The sequence below is a fragment of the Ciceribacter lividus genome (assembly GCF_003337715.1).
GTDB classification, from domain to species: Bacteria; Pseudomonadota; Alphaproteobacteria; order Rhizobiales; family Rhizobiaceae; genus Allorhizobium; species Allorhizobium lividum.
Genome location: NZ_QPIX01000004.1, coordinates 195,510 through 207,637 on the forward strand (window position 1 = coordinate 195,510; position 12,128 = coordinate 207,637).

The following is a 12,128-nucleotide window of genomic DNA, read 5'->3' on the forward strand; positions in this document are numbered from 1 at the left end:
AGGCGGGCACGGGGGGAATCATGCTTAATGGTCCCCCCGGATTTCGGCCGAATCCCACCTTCCGAGAGGATTGCTTTCCGACCATGTCTGCACATCTGTCCGGCGACCGTTTCGCAGCCTTCAGGCATGCCTCCTACCTCCGCTTCTTCCTCTCGCGGTTCCTCGCGGCCTTCGCCACGCAGATCCTCAGCGTCTCCGTCGGCTGGCAGATGTATGACGAGACGAAAAGCGCCTTCTATCTCGGGCTGATCGGCCTCTTTCAGTTTCTGCCGGCGTTGCTCCTCATCCTGGTGACCGGTTCGGTTGCGGACCGCTACAACCGGCGAGCGATCGTCGCGACCTGCATGATCGTCAGCGCTCTTTGCGGCGCATCCTTTCTCGCGCTCACGCTCGCCGACGCGTTTTCACCGGTTCTCGTGTTTTCGATCCTCGTCGTCTTCGGGATCGAGCGCGCGTTCAATGCGCCGGCGACCCAATCGCTTGCTCCCAATCTCGTCCCGGAGGAAGATTTGCCGAACGCCGTGGCGTGGAACTCCACCTCCTGGCAAACCGCTTCGATCCTGGGTCCGGTCGCAGGCGGCTTGCTTTACGGTGTGAGTCCCGTCGTTGCCTATTCGGTTGCTCTGGCTTTCTTTTCTGTCGCGGCGCTTCTGGTCTTCCTGGTAGAACGGCCGGCGCAGAGAATCTCCAACAAGGCGGTGACTTGGGCGACGGTACTCGCGGGATTCCGTTTCATCTGGAGCGAGAAGGTCGTTCTCGGCGCGATATCCCTCGATCTCTTCGCGGTACTGCTCGGAGGGGCCGTCGCCCTCATGCCGATCTTCGCGCGCGACATCCTCGTGCTCAGTCCCTGGGGGCTTGGGCTGTTGCGCGCGGCTCCCGGTATCGGCGCCATTCTCGTCGCGATCGTTCTCGCCGGCTTCCCGGTTCGCCACAATGCCGGCCTGTTCATGTTCGCCGGCGTCGCATTGTTCGGTGCTGGCACGATCATCTTCGGCGTCTCGGAGACAGCCTGGATCTCCATTGTGGCGCTCATGCTGATGGGGGCGGCCGATATGGCGTCGGTTTACGTTCGTGAGACACTTATCGCCCTTTGGACGCCGGATGACGTGCGTGGCCGGGTTAATGCGGTCAACATGGTCTTCGTCGGCGCCTCCAACGAGCTCGGCGAGTTTCGCGCCGGCACGATGGCCTCGCTGGTCGGAGCGGTACCCGCGGTCGTGATCGGAGGCGCTGGAACGCTTGCGGTCGCCATCCTGTGGGCCGCCGGCTTTCCGCAACTGCGGCGCATCGATAGCCTCGACGCGCCCATGCGTCAGGACACGCAGTGAGCCTTTGGTTCGAAGACGAGATCGAGGAACTCCGAAAGCCAGGCCCTGAGGGGCGCATCGAAGATCATCCGGCCTTCGAGGTGGTCTCGGCCCGGCTGCGCGTTCGGCATGATGAAGCGATGGGCTCCGTGGACGACCCAACGCTGCATCATGGCACGGGTGAGTTCGGCGTGAAACTGCAGGCCCCAGGCGTTTTCGCCGTAACGGATCGCCTGATGGCGGTAGACGTCGCCCTCGGCGAGCAGTTCGCATCCGTGCGGCAGGTCGAAGCCCTCCCGATGGAAGTGATAGACCATTTGCGGCCAACGCATGAGCAGACGGCCATGCTCGGTCGGACGGATCGGATACCAACCGATCTCGACCAGACTGTTCCGGTCGGAGGAGACCTTTCCGCCCAGATTGCGGACCATTATCTGTGCACCGAGACAGATGCCCAGAAACGGCTTCTTCTCCTTGAGCGGAATGCTGATCCACTCGATTTCGTCGTGGATGAACTGATCGGGGTCGTTCGCGCTCATCGGACCACCGAAGATGACCGCGCCGGAGTGTCCGGCCAGCGTCTCGGGAAGCGCGTCGCCGAGAGGCGGCCTGCGAATGTCGAGTGGGTAGCCTTTCTCCAGCAGCATCTGGCCGACCCTTCCGGGGCTCGACCGCTCCTGATGAAGGACGAGCAGGACCGGCGCCTTCTGCCGCGATCTCAGAGGCTCATGACGATGAAGCATCCTTGGCCCCTTGAACCGAGCGCATGACCGCTTCGCGGCGCTGGCTCACGCGGTCGCGATCGGAGACGCCGAGCAGGTCGGCGATCCGCCACACCACGTGATCCTCCATCTCGCTTCGGCTGCCGTCGGCGTAGACGATGTCCCAGAGGATACCGAGAAGCTGAAGCCGCTGTTCTTCGTCCAGATGGCGCTTGATGTCGGACGTGAAGCGATAATAGTCGACGGCTTCGCTCTCGGCCCTCTGGCCCGCCTTCAGCAGTGCCTGGAGCTCCTCGTTGTTCAGCCGGTATTCCTCCTTCAGCAATTGTTCGAGCTTCTCGCGCTCTTTGTCGTGGACAACGCCGTCCGCTTCCATCACCTGAAAACAGAGGGCTGCAACTGCGACCCGTGGGTCGTCGGGAGATATGGTGTCGTTTCCGCGAGCCTGTGTCAGGTTCTGGAAAAAGGCCTGGAGGCGTTCGAGCATCTCTCTTCCTTCAGAAAAGGCGTAGACGGTTCTTGTCGTCGGCCGGCCGCCGGCCTTCGCGCACGCCCGGATCGTCTGGCGGATGGCCGAAGAAGGGGGTGGCCGTTTCGGCTTGCTCCTGCTTGCGGACCGGCTCCGCGGGCGTTTTGGGTGATGCCGAAATGTCTGCCTTCTCGGCCTTTTCGACTGTCGCGCGTTGCTCTGCCTCCGTTGACGACTGAGCGTTCTTGACTGGCGGAAGCGCATTGATCGCGGCGTCCCCTCGGGAGACGACGCCCTCCTCGACCGGACCTTCCAATTGGTCGAAGGGAACCTTCCACTCGAAGGCATCGAGGCGACCCGTCACGGGCGACAGGGGCAGCCATTTCTCCGAAATGTGACCGTCGGCGATCCAGACGGGATCACGCGGGGCGCGCAGCGCCTGGGCCATCCAGTAGCGCACACGCCCCTGGTCGCCGGTTTCCGCTTCTTCGATATCGGCCAGCAAGAGATAGACCCGCTCGCGGGCGTCCATGCGTGCCGCCTCTTCCGCCTTGGCACGGGCCTTGGCAAAATCCTGGGCGTCGAGCGCCGCTTCTGCGACGATCAGGAGCCCTTCGACGTTGTTGGGCCGCAACGAATCCAGCCTCTCGGCACGCTTCAGCCGATCGACAGCGCTGTCTCCACCCCGGGCACGGACGTAAGTCCTGGCGATGTCCGGATGCGGAGCGACCTTCCACGTCTGCTCGAGGATCGACGACGCCTTCCGCACATTGTCTTCGCGCAAATAGGCCTTGGCCGCGACGACAGCCGCCGGAACGAGATCTTTCGCGAGTTTCAGGGCATGCACGGCGCTGTCGCGGGCGCCGGCAGGATCACCTTCGAGCTGTTCCTCGGCCCTGGCCGTCAGCAGGACCGCCTTCAGGCGGTCAGCCTCCGGCCGACTGAGAACATGGGCCACGCGCTGCTGGTCGAGCAGGCGGATCGCGTCCTCCCACTGGCCGGACTGGCAACGGTATTCGAGCGTCGCCTTGGCGGCCCAGGGGAGATAAGGCGCCTGTTCGGCGGCAGTTTCCGCATACTGGCGCGCCGCCTCGTGAGCCCCGAGCCGGCTTGCCTCCCGATAGAGGCCGTGCAGGCCGAGCTCTCTGGTTTCGGGATCCTCCGACATCTGCTGGTAAAGACGGCGTGCTTCGTCATGCCTGCCTTCGATCACAGCCGCTTGCGCCTCGAGCACGAGGATCAGCGGCTCCTGTTCCGCCAGCAAGAGGCCGCGTGCTCGCGCGCTCATCTTGTGGGCGAGCAATGCATTTCCAGCGCCCGCGGCGATCAGGCCGGTCGAGAGTGCCTGATAACCGCGATCCCGCTTGCGTGCGCGGAAGAATCGGCGTGCGGAGTGCGGCGATGTCCACAGCAGGCGGACGAGCCACCAGATCAGCATAACCGCAGCGATGACCGCGAGGGCAACCGTCGCGGCGACGGTGAGACTCATCTCGATCAACTGACCCTGCCAGAGAATCGAGAGGGAGCCCGGTCGGTCGGCGAGCCAGGCAAAGCCGAATCCGAGGATGAGAACAGCGAGAACGAAGAACAGTGTCCGGATCATTGCTTGCTCCTCAACCCCGGTTGCCGCCGACCGCACTGGTCATGGCGGTGCCGACCAGCTTCTCGACCTCGATCCGGGATTTCAGGGCCTTTGCAAAGTCGGCCGATGCGGCCTTGCCGGTCTCCGGCAGGGTCTCCCACTCGAGTGATGCACCCTGAAGGTCGCCGTTTCGCAGCTTGTCCTCCATTCGTGCGACGATCGCCTCCGGCGTGTCGCCTTCGACATTGCCGACCGGTCGCACCTTGACGACCGAAAGCGCACTCGAGAGCAGCCGTTCGGCAAGCCCCTGGTTCGGATCCGGCTGGTGAACCGCTGCGAGAATGGCGCTTGCGGTATCCTGGAACTGACGCACAAGCTCCGCACGCGAGGGAATTCCGGTGCGCGCATAGTCTCTGAGCGCGGTGATGGCGGGGTCTTCGGGTGTGATGCCGGCGAGGGTGTCGAGTTCGGTCAGGAAGGTGCCGCCGCGATCAACAGCGGCCTTCAATCCGGCCACCGCGATCGCGCGGGCAACCTCGACGTCGTCCCGTGGCTCATCGAGCTTCTTCTCGATGTCGGCTATGCGCCCGTCGAGGCGCGTCTCGAGCTCCGACAGTCTGGAAGTTGCCGCATCCCCGCTCGTCCGAAGGGTCGCCAGCGTGCTCTGCAAACCTGAAAGCTGCTCGCGCAGCTGGTCGAGCGCCGTGGTATCGATGGTCGGAAGCGGCTGGTTTGCCGTGCTTTCAAGGGCTGCCAAGCGCTCCTCGATCTGCTTTGTGTCCGCGCCTTGCGAAACAGCGGATCGAAGGCCGTCGACCTCGTTCCTGAGAGCGGCGAGCTCGGCCGTCTGGTCGGCGGCGAGGCGCTCCGAAGCGGGGGACAGGGCCGGCAGATAGCCGGCGTATTGCATGCTGCCGGCGCCGGCGAGAGCGACGAGGCCACCGACGATGCCCGCAGCCGCGACGGCTGCAAATGTCGGCGTTCCCTTGCGTTCACGAGGCGCTTCCGCCGACCGGTATTCAGGCTCCCTGACCTCTGGTTCGGCAGCCTCCGCGGTAGGCGTTGCCTCGGCCTCTGCGCGAGCCGCTGTCTCCGTTCCGGCATGCGCCGGCGCTGTTTCGGCTTCCGGGCCTACCTCGCGCTCTTCCGGGCTTTCCGCCGCGGAGGCGGGTGTCTCGGCGGCAGCTGTGGTTTCCTCTGCCTGCAGGTCGATGGTGACCGGTTCGTTCGAGGACTTGGTGCGACGTGGCGGCTTTCCGGAAACCATGGGTACCTCTTCTTCCATGCAGTGCTTTGAAGTTAGTCAGTGACGGCCTCTAAGGAAAGGGCTCATGTCCATTTTGCGCCTAAGGAAGGGGTTCCAGCAACGCCAGAAGCGCCGTTTCGTCTGGCGATACCGCCACTGATGCCTTTTCACGGAACTCGGCGGGAATGGCATGGAGTACATTGCTGCTCAGGCAGCAAAAGCGGATGTCTCGGAGCATCTCGTCAGCGGCGGTGGTTTTTACTGCGGCAAAAAACCGCTTCGCGGTCTCCGCGGAATAGAGAAGCACGGCATCGATCCGCTCACCCGCGAGGATGTGCCGGAGTGCCGCAAGTGCGTCATCCACGGGCTTCATCTCGTAGCATTCGGCGACGGTGACCTGGATGCCGTCCTCAGCGAGGCGAGCTTCGAAGCCGGGTGCCCGCGGTGTGCCGGCGAGATAGAGGAGCACGCCGCTTTGCCCAGCTTCCCTGAGGTGAGCGCTGACGCGGGCGGCGAGAGCAGCCCCGTCTCCGCCTGCGGCGGCGACGTTTGTAAAGCCCAAGCTGCGCGCGGCATCGGCAGAAGCCTCGCCGACGGCGAAAACCGGCTCGGCGAGGAAGGGTACCAGGCGATCTGCGACCTCCGAGAGTGTCCGGATCGCCTCCGCGCTGGTGATGGCGATTGCTACATGCGGAAGGGCAAGCGCTGAAAGCGCCGCCTCCGGATGGCGGATTGGTGCACTCAGCGGCTGGAGAACGGGCTCGTGACCAAGCGTCCGCAGTTTCGCGGCCGTCTTTTCTCCCGCCTCCGAGGGCCGGGTCACGAGAACGCGCATCGCGTCAGGTCCAGTCGGCGAAAAAGCCGCTGCCCGCTCTGCTCCGGATCGTCTCCCCGGCGGTCCGTCCGATTGCAGCGGCTTCACTCGCCTTGCCTTCGGCGCGGATTTCATGGAAGCGCGAGCCGTCCGGTGTGAGAATCATGCCATGGAATGAGATGTGCCCGCCTTCGACCTTCGCCAGTCCCGCTATGGGTGTCCGGCAGGAGCCGTCGAGGGTTGCAAGGAAACCGCGCTCACAGCTGACGGCCGTCCATGTGACCGGATCGTTGATGGCGGAGACCAGGTCGTCTGTTCGCTTGTCGCCAAGCCGGCTTTCGATGCAGATCGCGCCTTGTGCGGGAGCAGGCGGGAAGCTCTCCGGGTCGAGGACTTCGGTTGCGACATCGGCCTTGCCGAGCCGGTTCAACCCGGCCATGGCAAGCAGTGTCGCGTCCGCTTCGCCCTCGGCGAGCTTGCGCAGACGCGTGTCGACCTGGCCACGAAAAATGGTGACGTTGAGGTCGGGGCGCAGGCGGCGAATGAGCGCCTGACGGCGGAGCGAGGCCGAGCCGACCACCGCGCCGGATGGAAGATCCATGAGCGTCGGAGCCGCCTTGCCGACGAAGGCGTCGCGCACGTCCTCGCGCGGCAGGAAGGCTGAGATATAGAGACCCTGCGGCAGCAGGGTCGGCATGTCCTTCGACGAATGCACGGCGAGATCAAGCCGACCGTCGGCTAGCTGTTCTTCAAGTTCTGCGGTGAAGAGACCCTTGCCGCCGATGGCTGCCAGCGCGCGGTCCTGAACCCTGTCGCCCTGTGTCGAGAGGATGACGATCTCGAACATCTCCTCCGGCAGGCCATGCGCTTCCATCAACCGTTTGCGGGTTTCATGAGCCTGTGCGAGCGCAAGCGGACTGCCCCGGGTTCCGATTCGGAAAGGTTTTGTTTGCATCCGATTACATCCGTTGTTACCGACGTTTCTCGTAAACGGGTTTCCCGGTCACCGCAATCAACGATCAGTTCCATGGGTTCCTTTCTTCGCATCCTCGGCATCGAGACCAGCTGTGACGAGACGGCGGCGTCCATCGTCCTGCGCCACGGCGACGGGCGCGGGGAGATTGCCGCCGACGTGGTGCTGAGCCAGCTCGACGAACACAGCGCCTATGGCGGTGTCGTGCCGGAGATCGCTGCCCGTGCGCATGTCGAAGCGCTCGATACGTTGATTGAAGAGGCTCTGGCGCGCACCGGCACCTCTCTCGGCGATATTGACGCCGTGGCGGCGACCGCCGGCCCCGGCCTCATCGGCGGCCTGATCGTCGGTCTGATGACCGGCAAGGCGATTGCAAGGGCGCTCTCGAAGCCGCTCTATGCCATCAACCATCTCGAAGGCCATGCGCTGACCGCGAGGCTGACCGACGGGCTTTCCTTTCCCTATCTGATGCTGCTGGTATCGGGAGGGCATACCCAGCTCGTCCTGGTGCGCGGCGTCGGGCAGTATGAACGGTGGGGTACCACGATCGACGATGCATTGGGCGAAGCCTTCGACAAGACGGCGAAGCTGCTTGGCCTTCCCTATCCCGGTGGGCCAGCCGTCGAACGGGCCGCGGTGGACGGCGACCCGCGACGGTTCGATTTTCCCCGACCGCTGGTCGGGGAAGCACGGCTGGATTTCTCCTTCTCCGGGCTGAAGACGGCAGTTCGACAGGCTGCGGAGACAATCGCGCCGGTCACCGAGCAAGATATCTCGGATATCTGTGCCTCGTTCCAGCGGGCCATTTCGCGCACGCTCGACGACCGCATCGGCCGCGGGCTCGCACGCTTTTCCGCCGAGTTTCCGAACCTTGACCACCCTCCTGCCTTGGTTGTCGCAGGCGGTGTCGCAGCAAACCAGGAACTGCGCCGAACTTTGCAGACCCTTTGCGAGCGGCACGGCTTTCGCTTCGTGGCGCCGCCGCTTCGGCTTTGCACCGACAATGCCGCCATGATCGCCTGGGCCGGGCTCGAACGGATGGCGGCAGGCTTTGCCGCCGACTCCCTCGACGTGCAGCCGCGGTCGCGCTGGCCACTCGACAGCAGCGCAGAGGTGCGGATAGGTCACGGAAAGCGCGGGGCAAAGGCATGAGCGAGAGGCACCGGATCGCCGTCGTCGGGGCGGGAGCGTTCGGAACTGCACTCGCTGCCGTCATCGCGCTCGAAGGAAAATCCGAGGTCACGCTGCTCGGACGCGATCCGTCGCTGATGGCGGACCTGCGTACCGACGGGATGCACACCGCAGCGCTCCCGGGTATCCATCTCCCGGATGCACTCCGATACTCGGCAGAACCGGAGATTCTCGCCGGCGCTGAAACCGTGCTCTTCGCGATGCCGTCGCAGGCACAGGCCGACGCCGCGGCGCAATTCGGCCCGTATCTCGCCACCGGCTCGACCGTCGTCACCTGTGCCAAGGGTATTGACCGCGGCACGTCACGCCTGCTCACGGACGTCCTCGAAAGTCAGTTGCCGCATCATCCGGTCGCGGTGCTCTCGGGGCCCGGTTTTGCGACGGACATCGCCCGCGGGCTGCCGACGGCAATGGCGATCGCCGCTGCTGAACTTTCTGATGCGGAGCGTCTGGCGCATGCCATCTCGGGACGTACCTTCCGGCTCTATGCTTCCACCGACCGCACGGGTGTTCAGCTCGGCGGAGCGCTCAAGAACGTGCTGGCTATTGCATGTGGCATCGTCGAAGGCATGGGGCTCGGTGATTCCGCGCGTGCGGCACTGATTGCACGCGGGCTGGCCGAGATGTCGCGGCTGGTCGAAGCGCTCGGCGGGCGCGGCAGCACCGTCCAAGGTCTCTCGGGCTTGGGCGATCTCGTGCTGACTGCCACCAGCCATCAGTCGCGAAACCTGCGTTTCGGCATTTCCCTGGGCAAGGGAGAGCCCGCGAATTTCGGGCGTGGCGACCTCGTCGAGGGCGCGTTTGCGGCGGCTGTGGCAGCCCGGCTTGCCGAGGGGCACGGCGTCAGCATGCCGATCACGGAAGCAGTTGCCGAAATCATTGATGGCAAGCTCGACATTCCGACCGCGATCGAGCAGTTGATGACGCGTCCGATCACCACCGAATAGATCACGTCTCTTTTGAAGGAGTAGCCGATGCTTTTTGCCGTCCTTTGCCGCGACAAGGCCGACCACCTCAATGTCCGCATGGAAACGCGCCCCGCGCATCTCGAATGGCTGAACGGCCTGAATGCCGATGGAGTTCTGAAAATTGCCGGGCCGTTCCTCGATGACAATGGCAAGCCGTGCGGTTCCATGCTGCTGATCGCGGCGGACGATATGGCGAGTGCGAAAGCGATTGCCGCGCAAGACCCCTATGCTGCGGCCGGTCTCTTCGAAACCGTGGAGATCAAGGCCTACAACTGGGTCTTCAACAATCCGGAGGCATGACAGCGGATGGCTTACTGGCTCTTCAAGTCCGAGCCCTTCAAGTGGTCGTGGGAAATGCAGAAGGCCAAGGGTGACGTCGGCGAAGAATGGACCGGTGTGCGCAACTATCTGGCACGCAACAGCATGCGTGCGATGAAGATCGGCGACAAAGGGTTCTTCTACCACTCGAACGAGGGGCTCGAGGTCGTCGGCATCGTCGAGGTTTGCGCGTTGTCGCACCCCGATTCGACAGCCGAAGGCGATCTTCGCTGGGATTGCGTCGACATCCGTGCCGTCACCGACATGCCCAAGCCGGTTTCGCTGAAGGACATCAAGGCGAATGAAAAGCTCTCGAAGATGTCGCTGGTGACATCGATGCGTCTTTCCGTCCAGCCCGTAACCGAGGAGGAATACCTCGAAGTCTGCCGGATGGGCGAACTCGACAACCCGCCGCGTTGAGGCCTTCGTTGAAAACTGACCCGGAGCGCTTCATCCGTGCCAACACCAGCCTGATGGCGCCGCCGCATGTGTCCGAGATCCGGTTGCATCTCGCGAGCGAGGTCCACGACCTTTGGCTCAAGACCGAGGATGAACTCGAAGAGATCGGCTTGCCGCCGCCTTTTTGGGCCTTTGCCTGGGCGGGAGGGCAGGGGCTTGCCCGCTACGTGCTGGATCATCCGGAAGTCACCGCCGGCAAGCGTGTGGTCGATTTTGCAAGTGGCTCCGGCCTTGTGGCGATTGCGGCTAGGTTGGCCGGCGCTGACCGTGTCGTTGCAGCCGATATCGATCCCTGGGCGGAAACGGCGATCCGCCTGAATGCGGAGGCAAATGGCGTTGTGATCGATTTCATCGGCAGGGACGTGGTCGGCGAGACGCTGGAGGCGGACGTCGTTCTTGCAGGCGATGTTTTCTATGACCGCGGCTTCGCGGACGCTCTCATCCCCTGGTTCGATCGCCTTGCCGCGACGGGCATAGACGTCTTGGTCGGCGACCCCGGCAGAAGCTATCTGCCGAAAGACAGGCTGACGGCGCTCGCCTCCTACCAGGTGCCGGTAACAAGAGCGCTCGAAGACAGCGAAATCAAGAAAACGACAGTCTGGCGATTTACCCCGCAGGTCGACGTCTGACCGCTCAGGGTCTGATGACGCAAACGCCGGCCTCGTAACGGCAGGCGCTCTTCAAGTCTGCCTTGTCCGCGTTGACCTCAGCATTCACGTCGATGATGCGGGCCTTTGGCGCAGGACGGGCCAGCGCCGGCTTATAGGTCGAGTGCTCCACCATGAAGTAGATGCCGGTTCCTCGAATGCGCAGAGCTGAAATCGACCCCGCATAGGTGCCGATGCCCGGCAACACCGAAGGAAGGCCGGCGCCGGCGACAACGCCAGGGTTCGGCCCGTGCCGGTGGCGGGCCTGAAGCTCGCCCGTCGCGAAAACGGCGAATGCCGCCGTTGCGGCGATCACGGCGCCCACACGCTTGAACATCATGGCTTCCTCCGGTCAATGGAAGTGTTAAGAAACGCTTAACGGCACCATGACGTAAAGTGACACCAAAGTCACTCCATCCCATTCTTCGTCTGCAGGAAGATTGCGTCGAAGCGCTTCGACCAATGTCTAAGTCTCAGTCAGGCCGAATCGATTAAAATCCGCGCGGGCCGCGATTATGCTTGTCGTGCCGCCTTCTGGTGAGTAAACGTCGCCCTGACGCGATGCACTGCAGCAGGCGGTTGCATCGCGCTGGGGACAGTCCTGATCAGGACCGCATTGAAACGCCGCGAGGTTCAGATGGCGAATGTGACAAACAAGCGGCCATTGTCGCCGCATCTGCAAATCTACAAGCCGATCCCGACCATGGTGATGTCGATCATGCATCGCGTTACCGGAGGTGCACTCTACTTCGGTACCTTGCTGGTCGCGTGGTGGCTGATCGCGGCTTCTTCCGGCGCCACCTACTTCGAGTGGGTGAGCTGGTTCATGGGCACTCTTCTCGGACGGCTGATCCTGTTCGGCTACACCTGGGCGCTCGTTCATCACATGCTCGGCGGGCTGCGCCACCTTCTCTGGGATATGGGCTACGGCTTCGAGAAGAGCTTTTCGACCAAACTTGCCAAGGCCAATCTCATCGGCTCGATTCTTCTCACCCTGGTGATCTGGATCGTCGGCTACATGGTCCGTTTCTGAGGTGAATGACATGGATATGCGCACTCCACTCAGCAAGGTTCGGGGCCTCGGGTCGGCCAAGGACGGCACCACGCACTTCTGGCGTCAGCGCCTGACGTCGGTAGCCGGCATCCCGCTCCTGATCTTCTTCATCGTCTTCCTCGTGGCCTACAACGGCGCTCCCTATGCCGACGTCGTCGGCGCGCTGTCGAATCCCGTGGTCGCGGTGATCATGGCTTTGACGGTGATCAACAGCCTCATCCACATGCGGCTCGGCATGCAGGTGATCATCGAGGACTATGTCCATGCTGAAGGCATGAAGATCGTCCTTCTGATGCTCAACACGTTCTTTGCGGTTTTCGTCGGCGGTCTCTGTCTTTTCGCCATCTTGAAGATCGCATTCGTAGGATAATTCAT

At 63.3% G+C, this 12,128-nt stretch carries 15 protein-coding genes; 8 read left to right on the forward strand and 7 right to left on the reverse strand.

Annotated elements, in window-relative coordinates:
• Positions 1-83: 83 nt before the first annotated feature.
• Entirely contained in the window at positions 84-1,331 is a 1,248-nt protein-coding gene (locus tag DFR48_RS09230) for an MFS transporter (RefSeq protein WP_114362860.1), read from the forward strand.
• Here the strand turns inward: DFR48_RS09230 and DFR48_RS09235 are convergent.
• From DFR48_RS09235 to hemC, 6 genes are all read right to left on the reverse strand, one after another.
• The gene (locus tag DFR48_RS09235) at positions 1,316-2,053 is read right to left on the reverse strand and encodes a glutamine amidotransferase (protein ID WP_114362861.1); all 738 of its coding nucleotides are present in this window, start codon (positions 2,051-2,053) and stop codon (positions 1,316-1,318) included. The genes DFR48_RS09230 and DFR48_RS09235 overlap by 16 nt on opposite strands.
• Positions 2,037-2,519, reverse strand: coding sequence for a tellurite resistance TerB family protein (locus tag DFR48_RS09240; RefSeq protein ID WP_114362862.1), 483 nt, complete (start codon positions 2,517-2,519; stop codon positions 2,037-2,039). The genes DFR48_RS09235 and DFR48_RS09240 overlap by 17 nt, the downstream gene beginning before the upstream one ends.
• A 10-nt stretch (positions 2,520-2,529) precedes the next feature.
• Complete coding sequence (locus tag DFR48_RS09245) at positions 2,530-4,104, reverse strand: heme biosynthesis protein HemY (protein ID WP_114362863.1); 1,575 nt, start codon at positions 4,102-4,104, stop codon at positions 2,530-2,532.
• Positions 4,105-4,114: 10 nt separating this feature from the next.
• Complete coding sequence (locus DFR48_RS09250; RefSeq protein WP_114362864.1) at positions 4,115-5,350, reverse strand: COG4223 family protein; 1,236 nt, start codon at positions 5,348-5,350, stop codon at positions 4,115-4,117.
• Positions 5,351-5,429: 79 nt separating this feature from the next.
• Positions 5,430-6,164 (reverse strand): uroporphyrinogen-III synthase, encoded by a 735-nt coding sequence (locus tag DFR48_RS09255; protein ID WP_114362865.1) that lies wholly within the window; start codon positions 6,162-6,164, stop codon positions 5,430-5,432.
• A gap of 4 nt (positions 6,165-6,168) precedes the next feature.
• Complete coding sequence (gene hemC, locus DFR48_RS09260; protein ID WP_114362866.1) at positions 6,169-7,098, reverse strand: hydroxymethylbilane synthase; 930 nt, start codon at positions 7,096-7,098, stop codon at positions 6,169-6,171.
• A 72-nt stretch (positions 7,099-7,170) separates the two neighbouring features.
• Here hemC and tsaD point away from each other — a divergent pair, with 72 nt between their 5' ends.
• Genes tsaD through DFR48_RS09285 form a run of 5 tightly spaced genes read left to right on the forward strand, consistent with a single transcriptional unit; the run spans position 7,171 to position 10,681 of the window.
• Positions 7,171-8,268 carry a tRNA (adenosine(37)-N6)-threonylcarbamoyltransferase complex transferase subunit TsaD gene (gene tsaD, locus DFR48_RS09265; protein ID WP_114362867.1) on the forward strand — a complete coding sequence of 366 codons (1,098 nt, stop codon included), beginning with the start codon at positions 7,171-7,173 and terminating at the stop codon, positions 8,266-8,268.
• Positions 8,265-9,254 (forward strand): NAD(P)H-dependent glycerol-3-phosphate dehydrogenase, encoded by a 990-nt coding sequence (locus DFR48_RS09270; RefSeq protein ID WP_114362868.1) that lies wholly within the window; start codon positions 8,265-8,267, stop codon positions 9,252-9,254. Before tsaD ends, DFR48_RS09270 begins: the two co-directional genes overlap by 4 nt.
• Positions 9,255-9,281: 27 nt before the next feature.
• Positions 9,282-9,575 carry a YciI-like protein gene (locus DFR48_RS09275; RefSeq protein WP_114362869.1) on the forward strand — a complete coding sequence of 98 codons (294 nt, stop codon included), beginning with the start codon at positions 9,282-9,284 and terminating at the stop codon, positions 9,573-9,575.
• A 6-nt stretch (positions 9,576-9,581) separates the two neighbouring features.
• A complete protein-coding gene (locus DFR48_RS09280) occupies positions 9,582-10,013 on the forward strand; it encodes an EVE domain-containing protein (RefSeq protein WP_114362870.1) in 432 nt (143 codons plus the stop codon).
• Positions 10,014-10,021: 8 nt separating this feature from the next.
• On the forward strand, positions 10,022-10,681 hold the full coding sequence (locus DFR48_RS09285; RefSeq protein ID WP_114362871.1) for a class I SAM-dependent methyltransferase: 660 nt from the start codon (positions 10,022-10,024) through the stop codon (positions 10,679-10,681).
• A gap of 4 nt (positions 10,682-10,685) precedes the next feature.
• Here DFR48_RS09285 and DFR48_RS09290 read toward each other — a convergent pair whose 3' ends face one another.
• Entirely contained in the window at positions 10,686-11,039 is a 354-nt protein-coding gene (locus DFR48_RS09290) for a hypothetical protein (protein ID WP_114362872.1), read from the reverse strand.
• A gap of 297 nt (positions 11,040-11,336) precedes the next feature.
• Here DFR48_RS09290 and sdhC point away from each other — a divergent pair, with 297 nt between their 5' ends.
• Positions 11,337-11,732 (forward strand): succinate dehydrogenase, cytochrome b556 subunit, encoded by a 396-nt coding sequence (sdhC, locus tag DFR48_RS09295; RefSeq protein WP_114362873.1) that lies wholly within the window; start codon positions 11,337-11,339, stop codon positions 11,730-11,732.
• Positions 11,733-11,742: 10 nt separating this feature from the next.
• Positions 11,743-12,123, forward strand: coding sequence for a succinate dehydrogenase, hydrophobic membrane anchor protein (gene sdhD / locus DFR48_RS09300; RefSeq protein ID WP_114362874.1), 381 nt, complete (start codon positions 11,743-11,745; stop codon positions 12,121-12,123).
• The last annotated feature ends 5 nt before the right edge of the window (positions 12,124-12,128 follow it).

What these genes read in the sequence shown, in the direction of transcription:
- DFR48_RS09230 (WP_114362860.1), top strand. Translation starts at nt 84, where the DNA reads ATGTCTGCACATCTGTCCGGCGACCGTTTCGCAGCCTTCAGGCATGCC.
- DFR48_RS09235 (WP_114362861.1), bottom strand. Translation starts at nt 2,053, where the DNA reads ATGCTTCATCGTCATGAGCCTCTGAGATCGCGGCAGAAGGCGCCGGTC.
- DFR48_RS09240 (WP_114362862.1), bottom strand. Translation starts at nt 2,519, where the DNA reads ATGCTCGAACGCCTCCAGGCCTTTTTCCAGAACCTGACACAGGCTCGC.
- DFR48_RS09245 (WP_114362863.1), bottom strand. Translation starts at nt 4,104, where the DNA reads ATGATCCGGACACTGTTCTTCGTTCTCGCTGTTCTCATCCTCGGATTC.
- DFR48_RS09250 (WP_114362864.1), bottom strand. Translation starts at nt 5,350, where the DNA reads ATGGTTTCCGGAAAGCCGCCACGTCGCACCAAGTCCTCGAACGAACCG.
- DFR48_RS09255 (WP_114362865.1), bottom strand. Translation starts at nt 6,164, where the DNA reads ATGCGCGTTCTCGTGACCCGGCCCTCGGAGGCGGGAGAAAAGACGGCC.
- hemC (WP_114362866.1), bottom strand. Translation starts at nt 7,098, where the DNA reads ATGCAAACAAAACCTTTCCGAATCGGAACCCGGGGCAGTCCGCTTGCG.
- tsaD (WP_114362867.1), top strand. Translation starts at nt 7,171, where the DNA reads ATGGGTTCCTTTCTTCGCATCCTCGGCATCGAGACCAGCTGTGACGAG.
- DFR48_RS09270 (WP_114362868.1), top strand. Translation starts at nt 8,265, where the DNA reads ATGAGCGAGAGGCACCGGATCGCCGTCGTCGGGGCGGGAGCGTTCGGA.
- DFR48_RS09275 (WP_114362869.1), top strand. Translation starts at nt 9,282, where the DNA reads ATGCTTTTTGCCGTCCTTTGCCGCGACAAGGCCGACCACCTCAATGTC.
- DFR48_RS09280 (WP_114362870.1), top strand. Translation starts at nt 9,582, where the DNA reads ATGGCTTACTGGCTCTTCAAGTCCGAGCCCTTCAAGTGGTCGTGGGAA.
- DFR48_RS09290 (WP_114362872.1), bottom strand. Translation starts at nt 11,039, where the DNA reads ATGATGTTCAAGCGTGTGGGCGCCGTGATCGCCGCAACGGCGGCATTC.
- sdhC (WP_114362873.1), top strand. Translation starts at nt 11,337, where the DNA reads ATGGCGAATGTGACAAACAAGCGGCCATTGTCGCCGCATCTGCAAATC.
- sdhD (WP_114362874.1), top strand. Translation starts at nt 11,743, where the DNA reads ATGGATATGCGCACTCCACTCAGCAAGGTTCGGGGCCTCGGGTCGGCC.